The organism is Funiculus sociatus GB2-C1, from assembly GCF_039962115.1.
Taxonomy (GTDB): Bacteria; Cyanobacteriota; Cyanobacteriia; order Cyanobacteriales; family FACHB-T130; genus Funiculus; species Funiculus sociatus.
The window spans coordinates 82,714-99,039 of the sequence record NZ_JAMPKJ010000016.1 but is presented as its reverse complement, the minus strand read 5'-3'; the positions used below and the strand labels follow the sequence as shown (position 1 = coordinate 99,039).

The 16,326-nt window shown below is 46.4% G+C and carries 14 protein-coding genes and 1 other RNA gene; 9 read left to right on the top strand and 6 right to left on the bottom strand.

Features of this window, described 5'->3' with window-relative positions; all coding sequences use genetic code 11:
- Nucleotides 1–146 precede the first annotated feature (146 nt).
- The gene (locus NDI42_RS10445) at nt 147–1,328 is read right to left on the bottom strand and encodes an aldo/keto reductase (RefSeq protein WP_190457077.1); all 1,182 of its coding nucleotides are present in this window, start codon (nt 1,326–1,328) and stop codon (nt 147–149) included.
- Between the two features lie 122 nt (nt 1,329–1,450).
- Here NDI42_RS10445 and NDI42_RS10440 point away from each other — a divergent pair, with 122 nt between their 5' ends.
- Entirely contained in the window at nt 1,451–1,984 is a 534-nt protein-coding gene (locus tag NDI42_RS10440) for a DUF3421 domain-containing protein (RefSeq protein ID WP_190457065.1), read from the top strand.
- On the opposite strand, the gene rpiA is transcribed toward NDI42_RS10440, so the two are convergent.
- On the bottom strand, nt 1,981–2,691 hold the full coding sequence (rpiA, locus tag NDI42_RS10435; RefSeq protein ID WP_190438793.1) for a ribose-5-phosphate isomerase RpiA: 711 nt from the start codon (nt 2,689–2,691) through the stop codon (nt 1,981–1,983). The two genes, NDI42_RS10440 and rpiA, sit on opposite strands and share 4 nt — an antisense overlap.
- A gap of 297 nt (nt 2,692–2,988) precedes the next feature.
- Between rpiA and NDI42_RS10430 the strand changes: the two genes are divergently transcribed.
- Together NDI42_RS10430 and NDI42_RS10425 are read left to right on the top strand one after the other, a co-directional pair.
- Nucleotides 2,989–4,092: an EAL domain-containing protein gene (locus NDI42_RS10430; RefSeq protein ID WP_190457063.1), complete on the top strand. Its 1,104-nt coding sequence runs from the start codon at nt 2,989–2,991 to the stop codon at nt 4,090–4,092.
- Between the two features lie 37 nt (nt 4,093–4,129).
- Nucleotides 4,130–4,522 (top strand): hypothetical protein, encoded by a 393-nt coding sequence (locus NDI42_RS10425; protein WP_190457075.1) that lies wholly within the window; start codon nt 4,130–4,132, stop codon nt 4,520–4,522.
- 93 nt (nt 4,523–4,615) lie between these two features.
- Here NDI42_RS10425 and NDI42_RS10420 read toward each other — a convergent pair whose 3' ends face one another.
- Together NDI42_RS10420 and NDI42_RS10415 are read right to left on the bottom strand one after the other, a co-directional pair.
- Complete coding sequence (locus tag NDI42_RS10420; RefSeq protein ID WP_190457061.1) at nt 4,616–5,158, bottom strand: RNA recognition motif domain-containing protein; 543 nt, start codon at nt 5,156–5,158, stop codon at nt 4,616–4,618.
- 26 nt (nt 5,159–5,184) lie between these two features.
- On the bottom strand, nt 5,185–6,429 hold the full coding sequence (locus NDI42_RS10415) for a helix-turn-helix domain-containing protein (RefSeq protein ID WP_190457059.1): 1,245 nt from the start codon (nt 6,427–6,429) through the stop codon (nt 5,185–5,187).
- Nucleotides 6,430–6,792: 363 nt separating this feature from the next.
- On the opposite strand from NDI42_RS10415, the gene NDI42_RS10410 reads away from it, so the two are divergent.
- Together NDI42_RS10410 and NDI42_RS10405 are read left to right on the top strand one after the other, a co-directional pair.
- Complete coding sequence (locus tag NDI42_RS10410; RefSeq protein ID WP_190457057.1) at nt 6,793–7,284, top strand: acyl-CoA thioesterase; 492 nt, start codon at nt 6,793–6,795, stop codon at nt 7,282–7,284.
- A gap of 237 nt (nt 7,285–7,521) precedes the next feature.
- The gene (locus NDI42_RS10405; RefSeq protein WP_190457056.1) at nt 7,522–8,247 is read left to right on the top strand and encodes a 2-phosphosulfolactate phosphatase family protein; all 726 of its coding nucleotides are present in this window, start codon (nt 7,522–7,524) and stop codon (nt 8,245–8,247) included.
- A gap of 196 nt (nt 8,248–8,443) precedes the next feature.
- On the opposite strand, the gene NDI42_RS10400 is transcribed toward NDI42_RS10405, so the two are convergent.
- Both NDI42_RS10400 and NDI42_RS10395 read right to left on the bottom strand, forming a co-directional pair.
- Nucleotides 8,444–8,851, bottom strand: a complete 408-nt coding sequence (locus NDI42_RS10400; RefSeq protein ID WP_190457053.1) for a response regulator — start codon at nt 8,849–8,851, stop codon at nt 8,444–8,446.
- A 223-nt stretch (nt 8,852–9,074) separates the two neighbouring features.
- Complete coding sequence (locus NDI42_RS10395) at nt 9,075–10,364, bottom strand: lipid-A-disaccharide synthase-related protein (RefSeq protein ID WP_190457051.1); 1,290 nt, start codon at nt 10,362–10,364, stop codon at nt 9,075–9,077.
- 285 nt (nt 10,365–10,649) lie between these two features.
- On the opposite strand from NDI42_RS10395, the gene NDI42_RS10390 reads away from it, so the two are divergent.
- The 4 genes from NDI42_RS10390 (at nt 10,650) to NDI42_RS10375 (ending at nt 16,248) form a co-directional block, all read left to right on the top strand.
- Entirely contained in the window at nt 10,650–12,875 is a 2,226-nt protein-coding gene (locus NDI42_RS10390) for a BamA/TamA family outer membrane protein (protein WP_190457049.1), read from the top strand.
- 119 nt (nt 12,876–12,994) lie between these two features.
- Nucleotides 12,995–14,725 (top strand): serine/threonine protein kinase, encoded by a 1,731-nt coding sequence (locus tag NDI42_RS10385; protein WP_190457047.1) that lies wholly within the window; start codon nt 12,995–12,997, stop codon nt 14,723–14,725.
- 117 nt (nt 14,726–14,842) lie between these two features.
- Nucleotides 14,843–15,235, top strand: a transfer-messenger RNA (tmRNA) gene (gene ssrA, locus NDI42_RS10380).
- A 467-nt stretch (nt 15,236–15,702) separates the two neighbouring features.
- Nucleotides 15,703–16,248, top strand: a complete 546-nt coding sequence (locus NDI42_RS10375) for a hypothetical protein (RefSeq protein ID WP_190457046.1) — start codon at nt 15,703–15,705, stop codon at nt 16,246–16,248.
- Nucleotides 16,249–16,326: the final 78 nt, after the last annotated feature.

Here is a 16,326-nt window from a genome sequence, read left to right as displayed (position 1 = left end):
TAGGTGTCAACAATTTTTTGCCGCAGGTCAAGGGAGTAGGGTTTCATCTCTAATCAAGAAAATACTCATGCTCTATGCTTTGAGCGTACCTCACTAGACAGGAAAAGGCTATATTGAGGAGTTATAATTCAAAACTCCTCACTCTTTTATTGTTGCGAAAGCCTTTTAACAGTTTGACCGCCGAGTAGCCGATGCGCGTCTTCAAGTAAGGCGGGAATCTGGTCAGCGTGGGGGCTGTGTGCCAGATATTGCTGCAAATCTAGTTCTCTGACTCGGTCTGCCTTTGCGCCTGGAAACCAGTGACCGCCGTTACCTAGCAAGTTGTAGCGCATTTTGGCGTAGTCAATCATATCGTAGGCGATCGCTAGATTTCTCAACCACAGAATCACCTGGATATTCAACCCGCCGGGAGTTTCTTCAGGTGTGGGTAAGCCAACGTGCCAGGTTTTCACCCAGTCTTCGCCGAAAGTAGCGATCGCTTGCTTCTCCAAACGCTCTAAAATCGGCAACAGAACTGACTCTGCCTTCTCCAACAGCGGCAAAGTCTTCAAATGTTCCTCGAAATCCTGCGGTTTTGATGCCCCAATACTGAGAGTATGCACCTGCGGATGACTCAAACAAAACAAATCATTAAACACGATTGGGCTGAGGGGATAGCACAAATCCACCAATTTTTGCGGCGGTTTAAATAGCATTCCCCCTTTCTCCGAAGGACTGATAATAAAAACGCCCATATCGTGCCGAGAAGCTGCCTCAACTGCTGCCCAATTAAACTGATTAATGTAGTACCAATGCAGGTTGACATAATCAAACTGATTGGTTTCAATTGTCTTGACAATAACATCGGTCGGCCCGTGAGTCGAGAAGCCGATAAACCTAACCTTCCCCTGATCTTGTAGCTGCCGTGCCACAGAAAGACAGCCACCCGGTTTAATACTATCGTGCAGCAATTCGAGGGTATTAATACCATGCAGCCCCAATAAATCAACGTAATCTAACTTCAGGTAAGAAAGTGACTTTTCAAACTCCCGCCGAAATTCCTTAGCGTCTGACTTAGGGCTGATTTTTGTCTGCACAATTAACTTTTCTCTGGGGAAAGTTGGCAGAATGCGCCCCAACTGCATCTCGGAGGTGCCATATCCACGAGCAGTTTCAATATGATTAATTCCAACTTCTAATGAGCGGCAAATCGTTGCCTCTAGATTCTTTTGATGTTCGCCCGGAATTTGCCACGCCGGGACATCTTGCCACTTAAACTGGTAGCGCATTCCCCCACAGGAAAACACTGGCATCTGTAAATTTGTCCGCCCAAAGCGACGATATTGCATCATAAATACGAGCTAATCAGGAAGCGGCATGAGTACGCTTGTAGTTTAACAAAACTAAGAGTTTTCACACGATTCAAAAGACTTGTGCTTATCAGTCAACAAAATCATTTTTAAGGGAAACAATGACTACAAAAAGTATCCGTGTCGCCGCGCTCTCTGTTTTACCAATTACTTTAATTCTGACATCTAATTCTACTATTCTGGCTCAGAATCTATCCCAACTTCAAATTTCCTTTGCTTGGGTTGCTGCATCTAACGGACAAGTGCCACCAAAAGCAGTGGTAGGTGGCAAGGAAAATGGCAGTTCCCTGTACATCTGTCGAACAAAATACAAAAATGGGGTGCATCCAGGCAAAGTTGTTAGCAATAATTGTAATTTTGGCTGGGGAGGACAGGAAGTTCTGCAACCTAACTATGAAGTTCTCACCGCACCCCGGAGCGTCCAAATTAATTGGATAGCTGCATCTAATGGACAAATTCCAGCAGGGTTTATAGTGGCTGGTTACGAAGGCGGTCAATCCCTCATCCTCTGTCGGGCAGCATACAAAGGTGGGGTTCATCCCGGAAAAATTGTAGCCAATAATTGTAATTTTGGTTGGGGGGGAAAAGAAATCCTCAGCCCCAACTATGAAGTAGCTGTGCTACGCGATCGCTAAAGTTCGCGAATTACGGGTTTACCATCTACTACTTCACCAACCAGCACTAAATCTGTAACCCCTACGAACAAGCCATTTTCCAAAACGCCAGGGATGTTATTTAGGGTTTTTTCTAATTCGCCTGGGTTGTCGATGCTGTCAAATTTCACATCAATAACCATGTTGCCTTGATCTGTGATCACTGGCCCCGCTTTTTTTACACCCATTCGCAGTTCTGGTTTACCACCTAATTTTTCGATGGCACGCATGACTGGGGTCATCGCTAGGGGTATCACTTCCACTGGGACAGGGAAGGTGGACCCCAGTCTGTCAACTATCTTAGAGCTATCTACGACGACGATAAACTGCTCTGCCAGGGCATCTACTATTTTTTCGCGGGTGTGAGCAGCACCCCCACCTTTAATTAGGTTGTGCTGCGGATCGACTTCATCGGCTCCGTCAATAGCAATATCAATGTGGTCAACTTCATCAAGGGTGGTTAAGGGTATCCCGTACTGTTTTGCCAGCACTGAGGCTTGAAATGAGGTGGGGATGCCTTTGATGTCTTTTAATTCGCCTTTTTTGATGCGATCGCCCAAAAACTCGATCGCATACGCCGTGGTCGAGCCTGTACCCAGCCCCACAATCGTACCAGACTGGACGCGGGCGGCGGCTGCCCTACCTACTTCCTGTTTCATTAACTTAACCGGATCTTGTTCTGCGCTCATTGTGAAAACTCCCTAGAATTTATGCCCCCGGTCAATACCCAGGCTGTGGCTGCTTGCAGTCAGTCTACTATCTAGGTGCGCTTTTTATTACTTTGATACTGAGAAATTTGCCATAAGAGGCAACGCTGTCTCTCATAAGCTACTGCAATCTAACGATTTGGGCTGCACTCTTCCCATTTTTTAAAAATCAACTTATAGTACCTTTGGTAATACCTTTTACACCCTCAGGTAGAAGATATTCTGAGGTTTCGTAATGTATTTTTTAGTTTTGTATATCTTGTTACATAAGTTAAATAAATGGTTGTATCTGCTATAGTGCCAAAAATTAACCCGCTTTATTTAATTATTCAACCAGATGACGGGGAAACAAGTCGTTGTCTTTGTAAAGCTGGTTTTCAGGAGCTTCCTGTCCTTCCTCAACTTTTCTATCGAAGTATAGATAGTCGGAATGAGGTAGCCAGTATTTTCTTAAATATCAGTCAGGTACTTTCTGAAATTAGCCAAGCTGGATCGCGCTTTTTTATTGCGCGATCGCTCTGCGATTTGCCAAGTTTACTGGTAGATTTTTTAAAAGCTCAACCGATAGTGACAATTACCAAAGCTGTTAAATACAGTTGGTTTTTTCATGTTTTATCAAAGCAGCGTATATTTTTCAAATATCAGCCAATTTTTGACCTGGCATCCGGCGAAGCGATCGCTTATGAATGTCTAGCACGCGCCAAAGACGATGGGGAAGCAGACTTCAACGGTTATCAATTGATTGAAGCAGCTATGTCAACTCAGTTGGCTTGTGAGTTTGATGAATTAGCTCGAACAATTTGTTTAGACTCAATTGCTGCTACTAAAAGCAATCAAAAATTTTTTATTAATATATTACCTAATGCGATTATTCGCGATGCTAATTCTCTAGATCAAAACTTAAAGCAAATTTTAGATTTGGGGCTACAACCAGAACAAATTGTATTTGAATTAACCGAAGTGGAAGCTCTGCTGAGGTGTCCAAGACTGTTGCAGAATATCAACCGCTTGCGCGAGTGGGGATTTGGCATTGCGGTAGATGATTTGTGCGCTTGCGCCTCTACTGAGAACTACTTTATGGAATTTTGTCCAGATGTAATTAAAATCGACAAGCGACTCGTGCATGGTTGCAGCCAGCATGCTCTCAAGCAGGTTATGCTCACAAGTTTGGTGGATTCTGCTCACAATTTTGGCATTAAAGTGGTGACAGAGGGGCTTGAGGATATTGAAGATATTGAATTCTGCCGGGAACTGGGTGCAGATTATGGACAGGGATTTGGTTTGGCTATGCCTGAGATAACTTTACAGCAGCAACGCTTGGATTTAGTTAATTTACCGCTAAGTCTTTTGTCTTACACCGACTCTTATAATTACAACCATTAGTTGTAAGATGCAAACGGTTACAACCGATATTGTGTGTATGCAGCTTGAATTTGTTCCTGTTGAAGAATTTTATTTTGCTCTGACCTTAGCAGTAAAAACTCTCTTAGATTTAGAGAAACCAGACCTAACAGAGCAAGTGCGATCGCGTCTTGCTCTAAAATGCGGTCAGCCTTCCACGGTTGCAGCCGCCAGCCAAAATACCTTTAACTACGTGTTTCGGGTTCAAGGGATAGACAATAGCCCTGCCAGTGCGCTAATTGTCTCAGTTTCTGACTGGCAGGGCAAATTGCGCTTAAGCAGCGATTACGGCTGGACTCTGGATAGCGATCGCAAGCCGGTTCGCACCGAACATTTTAACCAGCGACCAGAATTTGCATTGAAGTTACAACACCACCTGCAAGACTGGTTGCAAGTTCCTATTACTCAGTAGTCTGTTGGCGTTTGCAGGTTTAAAAATTGTAAGGTGGGCAATTTGTTAAAACCTAACAAATTGCCCACCTTACAAGTTTTCGGTGACTAATGACTAATTGCTTTGTGCAGCCAAAAGCTCCTTCAGCTTTGCCAATTCCCCAGCCCAGCGGGGATCTGGTTGAAAAGCGTCTGAATCAGCATTAACATTAACGGTAGCATTATCAGAGCGTCGAGACTTCTTGGTGCCGCCACGACGACCGCCGCCGCCGCCGCTTGGGCGATCGCTGCTGCGCTCAGTACGCTCGCCACCACCGCTACGCTCGCCACCACCGCTGGCTTTGTTGCTGTCTTTAATGGGAGCTGGAGCTGGGGGACGGGGAGCCTCCTCTTCCCCTTCACCCTTAGCTCTCGGCAATGCCTTTTCTATTTTCAAAGGGCTTTCTTTGAACATCTGACCGTTGAACTTTTCAATAATTTCATCAGCCAATTCATCCGTTTTCACGGTTACAAAAGCAAACCCTCGGCATTTACCAGTTTTACGGTCTTTAATCACTTTGGTGGAAACGGAATCACTCATTTCCCCAAACATCGTTTGTAACTCTTGACGGTCTACTTCTTCTTTGGGCAGATTGCCTACATATAGACGAATTGACATGGAAAGATACCTCCAGACTCTGATTTTTAAACAAAATTGCTTAGCGGACGACTTAACCCGATTTTCGGTGACGTATCCCCCTGCTGAACCTTACGGGTTATTTTGGGGTTTTTCGCTGCAACAAGGGCTGCATCCCAATTTTGCATACATACCCACAGGCTTTTTTGCCTTGATGCTCTCGCGTCTAAGCCTGCTGACCCAGGCTTACCTAAAGCCCGCAAAAGCAGGCTTGGACGCGAGAGCCGCGACTTTAAGATACTGTTAGCGTCAGACAACCCCATCCCCCAGTCCCCTCTGTATAAGAGGGGGAAGAATTTTTGTTCTCGGAAGGGGGAGCCTGCAACCCCCTCCCTGTTTCGGGGAAGGGTCTGCCCTTTCGGGAATTGACCAACAGTATCCTTTAGTCGTCGGGCATTTTTCCAAAACAGGGATACTCCCTCAACAGGAGCTTTTTTTTCTCTCCCGATCCGGCCTCCAGACAAGATGCCCACCGCTTTTTTTTCCACCTTCCTAACTGCGCTTTCATCTCGTTCGAGATCCAGTCCGCAATTAGGACAGAAATACCATCTGTTAGCCTGCGGCTTGAAAACCGCATCGCCGCCAAAATCTTTTTGATTTATGGCCCATAGGCAATTCTCCCCTCGCGCATTCAAGCATCCGAATGGTAAGTTGCTCTCCACCGCAGTTGCGATCGCCACGATAGATAAGAATTGCTCCTCTACCGCACCAGTAACAAATGTCAATTTGCTTGGGGCGAGTTTTTTGGTATTCAAGTCTTTATCAACAACCATCAATTGCTTCAACAGCCACTTAGCAGTTTGGGAGCGAAAATTTTGACGTTGGGAAGCCAGCTTTACAGGTGCCAATTCAAGTTGTTTGATTTTAACTTGATGCTTACTACCCTGATGGCGATACAACTGAAGCTGTAATCGCTCAATTTGCTTCTGGGCTTTCCGATTGTATCGAGGGATTGCCACCTGCTCAACGCAGTTTTGTAACCAATGAAAAAAAATGTTTTTATAGAATGGGAATAACTCGTTGGTTTTTTTAAAGTGGCGCTTTTGGATGTAGTAGTTTCGACTGTTTTTTAGCGGTGCGATCGCACAACTGCTTGTGTCATCGCCGCCAATTTTACAACGGTTTTGCTTCCACCACTTAAAGCCTTCAGCTAACCGATAATTGCACTGCCATCTGAGCGCTCCTATCCACTCCTTCATTGTAACTAACTGGTGTTGAGTTGGGCGCACTCGATACTGGCGGACGATTCTCATTATAGGATTGTATCCTAAATATCTATAATCTTTACACTCGGCTTTTAGAAGATGTCGAGTTTCTGCCAGGGGTTTTCTTTTCGTCCTGTTGTTACAGGACGCTCGCACCATTTTTAAAGGTATCACGGCCTTCGGTATGGGGCTAGTTCAAAAAGCAGATTTCCGTCTTTAGCTGGATATTGCTATTGTGGGTTGTCAAATATTCCACTTTTGCTAAGGCATCAAGCTTACACATTTCTCACCCTCTCCCACCCCTTAGTAAAAAAGCCAACGAATCATCCCCACTTGTACTGCCAATTCTGCAAGTAGGAACTTCCCGACGATGTTAAAATCCAGATCGTGTATTGAGTGAAGATTGGCAACGTGTCACAAGAACCGCAAACACCATCACTCCCGCCCACTGGGGCTATCGAAAACCTGTCTCTGACAGCAACGACCGAGAACTGGTTTGAATATCCAGTAAGGGCGCAACCTCACCACACTGATTATGGTGGCATTGTCTGGCATGGTTCCTATATTGCTTGGTTGGAAGAAGCGCGGGTGGAATGCTTGCGTTCAATTGGCATCAACTTTTCCGAACTGGTAGCCTTAGGATGCGATATGCCAGTTGTCGATCTTTCTTTGCGCTACCACCGACCGATTCAGATGGGAATGACGGCTGTGGTCAGGGCGCGGATGGCAGAAATCGAGGGTGTGCGAATTAATTGGGATTACAAAATTCAATCTACCGATGGACAAACTCTATTTGCTACGGCGCGGGTTACTTTGGTAGTGGTTGACCGGGACAAGGGTAAGATTATGCGCCAGTTGCCACCAGCAATGAAGGAAGCTTTGGCGAGACTTTCGGCTACCTAAATTGAGAAAACAAAATATTTAAAGCTAGCTCGGCAAAATTAACAGGAATAGGGTTTAAGAATAATATTAAATAACGCAAATAGCCTGAAAACCAAGCATAAAAACCGAGGCTCAATAAATAATAGCTAGATGTTGCCAAGGGATACGTGCAACGCCTTAGGATGAGCGTTGCTATTGAGTGACACTGATAAAGGTAAGATGTTACTCGGCAGCTTTCGTTGTAGGTGTAGTTAGCTTGTGAGATTATTTGTTTACCATACCCCTGAACTCACGCCCCCAGATAGTGTTCCCGACTGCGCGATCGCTATCGATGTGCTGCGTGCCACCACTACCATTGCTACAGCGCTAAACGCTGGTGCCGAGGCTGTCCAAGTCTTTAGCGATATGGAAAAATTGATGCTCTTCAGCGAAGAATGGGAGCCGGATCTGCGGCTGCGTGCTGGGGAACGAGGTGGCGCTAAGGTGACTGGCTGCGATTTGGGCAACTCTCCGCTTGATTGCACTCCAGAACGGGTACAGGGACGGCGGTTATTTATCAGTACCACGAATGGCACCCGCGCCCTGCAACGAGTGCAAGAATCTCCTGTTGTTCTGGCGGCTGCGTTGATCAATCGTCAAGCAGCAGTGCAGTATCTTTTGGATCGGCAACCAGAGAATGTATGGTTGTTGGGTTCTGGTTGGGAAGGCAGTTTTTCCCTAGAGGATACGGTGTGTGCTGGCGCGATCGCTTCTGCCCTTGCAGACAAAGCAAATGTAGACATGGGAAATGATGAAGTGTTTGGCGCGATCGCTCTTTATCGCCAGTGGCAGGACAATTTACTAGAGTTATTCCACCACGCCAGCCACGGTCAAAGGCTTCTACGTTTGGACTGTCTCGAAGACCTTAAATATTGCGCTCAAACTGATATTTTAGATGTTCTCCCGATCCAGCGAGAAGCTGGGGTATTGGTCAAGAACACCTAAGCAGCGCTTTCACGTCTTTAAATTGCAATATCAATTGCTCGTTTTTTTGTCCGTTGTCCGCGAAGAGTTGTCAAGTTAGAAAGTTGGAAAGTTGAAACGTTGACTAGAGGTAATCTAATAACTTTCCAACCTTCAAACCTTCAAACGCTAACGGACAACAAGAATTATTTAGCCTCTACCCAAGCGGGCGGGTGGCTCATCCTGCTAGAGGGTTATTTTCTTTTTCTTTAGAAGCAAGGAGGCGTTTGATTTCTTTTAAAATTGCATCTATTCCGGCATCCTTAGCGATAAAAGCATCGGCTTCCGGACAAATTTCTTGACCCACTTCTAAGTTAGTAGTGCTTATAAATCCTGTTACTAAAACTAACAAAGGAGGGGTAGGAGAAGTTTTTTTTATGTGCATGATTATTTCCGAGCCATCCATGCCTTTTTCATATTGGGCAGGAGGGATAGAAAAATCCACGATTACTAAATCATATTGATTTACTTCTTGTAAAAAAGTAAAAACCCTTTTATAGGTAAAAACTTCAAATTCTTTACTTAAAAAGCGCTCGATTATCAAACACCAGGTTTCATCATCATCCAATACACCAATTTTATACATGGATTTTGATACCTCAATAATCAACTGCTTAGTTGAACCAAAACAATCTGTTTATTGGCAAAAGTGGGCAATTAATTCTAAAATTACCTCTTAGGAGATAAGTCCTATGCCTGAGAGAGGTTTCAGAGGATTTCCCACGGTTTGAAAGCGAAAACAAGTTGCCTCTATAAAGATGGTAATACCTACAGCTACTCTCTAGCATAATAAAATACAAAATGCCCGCTCATCTTCTTCCCAAACGCTCTAGCAGACAGGAGGCAATGCGACACGCGGCACCTGATTCTCCCATACGGCGAAGACCATTTTCAGCAATTAGTTGCAGTCGGTCGGGGTCGCGTAGTACCTGCTGTACGACATGGGCAACTTTAGCTGGCTGGTCAACTAGAATTAACGATGGCCCTAAAAGACGAGATTGAGCTTCGGCAAAGGCTGGGGTAAATTGTGGGCCATTACCGGGAAGGGCGATCGCAGGTTTCCCCAAACCGACAAACTGTTCTGTAGCTGTACCAGCCATAGTGATCGCTAAATCTCCCTGATGCAAGCAATCGTTATAAGCATCTTGGGTAAGAATTACAGTGCCATTTTCTTTTTTAAATACCACTTCCGAGGGATGAACAGTAAACGATGAAGTATCTAATTTACCGCCTTCATCATTTTGCTCGTGCCAGCCTTGTAATTCCAGACTTTGACGCAGCGGTTCTAAATTTAATCCTGGTGATATCGCGCCTAAAAACATCACCGGACGAGGTGAAAACGCCTTCATTAAGCTAAGGCAAGACTGAAGAATTTGCTGCCAATTCGCGTAAGCTTCTGGTGGTCTAGAACCTGGGAGAAGAGTAATAATAAGCGATCGCTTAGTTTCTTGCAGTTCAATATCTGAGGCATAAAATACCGATGGTCGTCTAGAAGGTTCCAAACCGTCCATCATCGGGTTCCCCAAATCCAAAGCAGGGATAGAGAACTTTTGTAAAGTCTCAGTTGTCAGTCCATCTCTGGGAAAAACCGCCTTGCAACGCCGACGACTCATTAGCCAACGCTCCCAAGGCAAGTATACAGAACCCGACCAACCTTCCCAACGCTCTTGCCGCGACCGACGCGGCAATATTCCAGCTTCATCTCGCAAATAGTATTCTGACTTAGCGGTGCCGACAAAAGCGTAAGGAACGCCACTCAACCAGGCAAAGAGCAGCGGTACAATATCCCCCACTGCCAAGATTGCTCCGCCGCGTTTGCAATATTGGCGGATCGATTGGTACTGGGCGAGAGTAAGTTGCAGCAAACCGCCTTTGACATCTCGCGCCAATTGCCGCCCATCCATGTATATAAAGCCACCGGAGGGCATCGTTTGCACCTTGCCAATGATCGGGATATCCAACTGGGCGTAAGCGCGTCCATCGCCCACTAATGGTAAAGCAGCTAATTCTAGAGAATCAGACTGTTGCTGGAGTTGTTGCAAAATCGCACAAGCGATCGCATCCTCTCCATGACCATTACTCAGGCATAATATCCTCATCAAATACCTCCTCCACGGATGTTATATTTTAAACTTTTGATATTTTTTAGCCCCCTCTCTCGATTGCGGGGAGGAAGTTGGGGAGCCAGCGACGGGCGTGGCGGGGTTCTAAAAACCTAGTGCAAGTCCCAAATCCCAAATCAGCACCTTGGAACCTGAGAGCAAAAGCAAGGGTCTTTCTTCAACAAAGCTACTTAAGCGATAAACCATTATCCTGTCTTAGCAGAAAATATTCCTTCTCAGGTATTTTCGGCAATGCCTCTACAAAATTCAATTTTTTAGAATATGCGCGTACCATCCCTTGCCATTTATACCTTAGCTGTCCTGGCTGCCGCAGATTTAGGTTCCCACGCTTTAGCCAGCACCACCCCATCACCAACTCAAACACCAGAAGCGGAAGCTACTAACCTTGTTGTCCCGGTTAATAGTGCCACACCAGTAGCAACAACTTCAACTCAAAAACTGGCAAATGCCAACCCAGTTGTCCCGGCTAATACTGCCACACCAGAACTAGCAGATGCCAAGGTAGTTGTCCCGGTTAATACTGCCACGCCAGTAGCAACAACTTCAACCCAAAAACTGGCAGATGCCAAGGTAGTTGTCCCGGTTAATACTGCCACGCCAGTAGCAACAACTTCAACTCCAAAACCAGCAGATGGTAACAGAGTGGTTGTCCCAGTTAATAGTGCCACGACACCACCAGTTAGGGCAATTGCGGCACCAGAAACTATAAACACGCCTCAGTTTACACCAACAGCTCAGACTCCAAGAGCTACCCCAACTCGCGCTGTCAATTCCTCAGATTTGGTAGTCACAGCAACTGATGTTCAAGTGGTGGGAGTCACGGGGGAATTGCAGCAAGTTGCCCAAAATGCGATTAGCACCCGTCCCGGCGGAGATACCAGTCAAAGTCAGCTGCAAAAAGATGTTGCAGCGATTTTGGAAACTGGACTATTTGCGGATGCTAATGTGACTACTTATGCTGAGAAAAATGGCTTGAGAGCAGTCTTCCAAGTTTCACCAGTGGTAGTGCGAAGCGTTCAACTTTCCGGGGCGCAAGTCCTCACGCCAGCAGTTGCCAACGACATCTTCAAATCCCAGATAGGGACACAAATCAGCCCAGCGGCAATAACCCAAGGTGTCCAACAAATCAAACAATGGTATGAGAAAAATGGTTACACACTAGCGCAGGTAATAGCTGTGCAACCGGGCCGCGATGGAGTGCTAGCAATTCAAGTTGCCGAGGGTATCGTTGGCGATGTCAAAATCCGCTTTGTAGACAAAGAAGGTAAGCCAACTCAAGGACGTACTAAAGAAGATTTCCTGCTGCGCGAGATCAAGCTAAAGTCAGGTCAACCGTTCCGCGTGGATGTGGCAAGAGGCGACTTGCAACAACTGTATCAGCTGGGACTATTTGAGAACGCCGATGTTTCTCTCAACGGCGACCCTCGAAAAGTGGATGTCACTTACGAACTAACCGAGGGTAAATCCCGTTCTGTCAACGTTGGCGGCGGCTACAGCGACAATAGCGGTCTTTACGGTACGCTTAGCTACAATGATCGCAATTTGGGCGGCACCAACCAACAACTAGGCGGGAATCTCCAGGTAAGCCCCAGAGACGTACAGTTTGACGGTAAGTTTAGCAGTCCCTATCGCGCCAGCAACCCCGACCGGCTGGGATATTCCGTCGATGCTTTTCGACAGCGGGAGCTTTCCGCCACCTTTAATGAAGATGTAAAGCTGCCAAACGGAGATCAAGTTAGGGAAGGACGCTTTGGCGGCGGCGTGACAGTGACGCGACCAGTGGGTGATTTTCAGGGTTCGGTGGGATTGAACTACACCCGCACCAGCATACGCGATCGCGATGGCAATCTCTCCCCAGTCGATGAATTAGGCAATCGTCTTTCCTACAGCGGAAATGGCATTGATGACAAAGTTGCGCTGAGTGCTGGAGTCGTTCAAGACCGCCGAGACAACCCAGTTAACCCCTCTAAAGGTTCGCTACTCAGTCTCAGTACGGAACAGTCAATTCCAGTCGGTAACGGCAATATTTTGATGAACCGTCTCCAAGCAAACTACAGCCAGTACGTCCCAGTCAATCTCATCGGCGACAAAAACGCAGAAGTGCTTGCCTTTAACGTACAGGGAGGCACAACAATTGGCAACCTGCCGCCTTACGAAGCATTTAATCTTGGCGGTATTAATTCTGTACGCGGTTACGGCAGTGGTGATGTCGCCAGCGGTCGCAGTTTTGTCTTAGCCTCTGCGGAGTATCGCTTCCCAATTTATCAGCCAGTCGGGGGAGTTTTATTCGCTGACTTTGGCTCAGACTTAGGTTCTGGCGATACAGTACCTGGAGAACCGGGAACTGTGCGCGATAAGCCAGGGGCTGGCTTTGGCTACGGAGCAGGTCTGCGTCTAAGTTCACCCATTGGCTTGATTCGGGCTGACTTCGGTATCAATAACCAAGGCGACAGTAGGCTGCAATTTGGTATCGGTCAACGATTCTAATCTAATTCTAGAGTTTTCTCCTTACCCAGCTTACGCCTGAGAACGCATTCCGTGAGGGCGTAAACTGGGTAACGAGCATTACCTTTAGAATTAATTAGTCCTTCATCCTTTGCGATCGCATGGATACGTTAGTAGGCAAAACTTTGCAGGGTGGCAAATACACGCTCTTAGAAGAACTGGGACGGGGTGGGTTTGGTGTCACCTTTAAAGCTACCCATCACTACTTGGGTCAGTTTGTGGTGATTAAAACCCTCAACGATTCTCTGCGTCAACATCCTGACTTTGCCCGGTTCCAGCGCCAGTTTCAGGATGAAGCAAGACGCTTGGCGTTGTGCGTCCATCCGAATATTGTTCGGGTGAATGATTTCTTCATGGATGGTGGGTTGCCTTACCTGGTGATGGACTACATCGCTGGTCAAACTCTGCAAGCTGTGGTGTTTTCAGACAATCCTCTACCAGAGACAACTGCTATCCACTTTATACGGCAGATTGCAGCAGCTGTTAAGGTGGTGCATCAAAATAATCTGCTCCATCGGGATATCAAGCCGCAAAACATCATTTTGCGTGGGGGAACTCAAGAGGTAGTGCTGATTGATTTTGGCATTGCGCGAGAGTTTACGCCTGACTTGACTCAGGCTCATACAAATATTGTTTCTGAAGGCTATGCTCCAATTGAGCAATACTTACCGCAAGCAAAGCGAACTCCAGCCACAGATGTTTATGGGTTAGCGGCGACGCTTTACGCTTTGTTAACGGCACGAGTCCCAACGCCGGCAACAATCCGAAACAGACAACCGATGCCAGCACCCCGCGATTTGCGATCGCATCTGAGTCCGGCTGTCAATCAGGCGGTGATGCGCGGGATGGCTGTTGATGTTCAATACCGACCTGGAAGTGTGGATGAGTGGCTGTCTCTATTGCCATCTCAATTTGAGAGTCCCAGCAGTATGTCAATTACGGCGATGCCAACAAACACAGCCCCTACAGTTGCTTTTGTGCCTCAGCTTGCACCAGAGGCAAAGAAAAATCAACCTCTCCCTAATCCTCCCCGCAAGGAGGAGGGAATTAATCAACCTCTCCTTAACCCTCCCCACAACCGGGAGGGAATTAAATTTTCCTCATTACTGAAATGGCGCGGTTTTTTGATTGCTTCAGGAATTGCGATCGCTTCGGGAATTGCGATCGCTTTTAGTTCTAACTGGTTCGCGCCTCCACAAACCAAATCGCCAAACGTTGAACAACCATCAATTGAAGAACCACCAACTCAGGATGCTAGCAACACTGCTGAACCTGTAGAAAAAGTTAATACCACTGCTACTCAACAGCAACCAGTCCAAAATCAAAGATCGTCCCGCAGAAGAAGATCCCAGCAACAGCGCGATCGCTCTGGCGTACAAACGCCGCCACCTGAAGTTACAATTCCCGCTACGGGTAATCCTGTGCCGAATACTTCCACTGCTGGAAGTGACTCGAATCAGGAAGCAACTTCAAAACAGGATGATAACGACTCGCGGATTGAGAAACTAAAAGAAGACATCCGCAAGCAAAGAGAACAGTATCGCCAACAGCAGGATGGCACGGCAAACTCACCTAACGTTCCTGATGTTAGCGTCGAAGTTGTTCCTGCTCCCGCACCTGTACCGCCGCCATTTTCTCGTAGCGATCGCAAGCCATCGGATTCTGCACCCGCTTCCTCATCTGGGGATAATACTGCACAACCACCTTCGATCACCGTCCCGGTTATCAAACCAGAACCTCCACCCGCACCCATAGCCGACAAGAAGCAAAAATTTGAGCGAGAAAAGCTAGAGAAGCCAGAGAAGCCAGAGAAGGATAAGGATAAAGAGTAGGCGATCGCATTCTCACCGATCTATGTAGTTCGGATATTACACCCTAAAAATTTATCTGGAAACCTCCCCAAACTCTCCCCACCCCTTCAACAAATATATATAATGGGAGTAAGACATGGGGCCTTAATGGTTTCGACAGGTTGGCGAACGCTGCCCCGTGATTCAGGTCGAGAGTGAGTCTTCTCTCGGAAATACCGGGCTCAAAAAAAAAGTAAATGCGAACAACATCGTTCCTATTGCTCGTCGTCAGGCAGTTGCTATTGCCTAATTTCCTCTAACGAGGCATCGAGCGTCTGTAGTCCGACTCCGTTAAAGACCGCAGACACCAACCCCAACGGATGCTCTAGTAAGCCTTCACTGGTAGACTTGCTAGCTAAGATAAACCAGTGCATCCTGTCATCCGGGATAATGGATGGTTCCCGCCTTGAGGGTCAGATAGGCTAAACCTGTGAATGAGCGGTAGGTTAATACCCAATTTGGACACGGGTTCGATCCCCGTAGGCTCCACTTAAATTAAAACTTTAAAAATCACCTTATCAACCATAAGGTGATTTTTATTTTGGCTGAGTTTTACAAGCAAAAAAATGCTCCCTCAACATATGTTGAGGGAGCATGGTCTTTACTGATGGGTGTGAGAAGCTTTTAGTTCACCTATGCTTCTAAACAAAAGTCTAACGAGCGAATGTGACGTGAATGTGACATTCAGATAGCGATGCTGTGACTATTTTTATGCGCTTTAAGTGAGATGCGAAAAGATGTAAAATCGCGGGTTGGCAAAAAACCGGGTTCTTAAATAAAACAAGTTTATAGTTGTTGGAACTATTTTAAAAATATTAAGTCAAAAACGGCGTGAAGCTTTCTTTAAAAGCGATCGCTTCTACCGAATCCCATCCTTATTAAAAAAATACTGCTAAATTAGGCGCTGGCAATTCGGTATCATTAGTAAGGATTTTTACCTCTTAACTTGGCCTTTCTCTATGCAAAAAACCAAGTTGATCCATCAAGTCATCGTTGGTTCAATGTTTTCTTTTGCCCTAGCGACTCTGGGAACCCAGATGGTACAGGCACGGCGGATTATTTCCCTACCGGAAACTAGATGTGTAAGTAGCGGCCCTGGCCGCTGGCGACCGGATAAGTCTGAGGTGGCTATAGGCAGAGCAGTCTATAAAAATGTTTTGCACATGGGGCCTGGTAATACCTATGTGGCAATGACCTGTAAAATCATGCCGGATGGCTATGAAACTTACTTTCAGACACTAAATCTGGAGTATGGAATGCAGGACAATGACAGAGGTAGCCCTGGTAACACGATCAATATTTACTTAGATGGACAGCGGAAAGATTCTCGCACTGTTACGCCCGGACAGAAAGAGTCGGTGTCACTTGATGTTACCAATGTCAAGAATGTGGCGATAGAAACCATCTGTTCCGACCAACCGAAGCGAGGGCAATATTGCGGTCGAGTTTATTTCTTTAAAGCTGCACTGGTGCCTTATCCGCCACCTCCAGAACCGAAAAAATAGCAAAAGTGCGCTCACCCTAAAACGTGGCGCAACGCAAACTAAGCCTGCCTCCGCAGGCTTTATACTATAAAGTCCGCG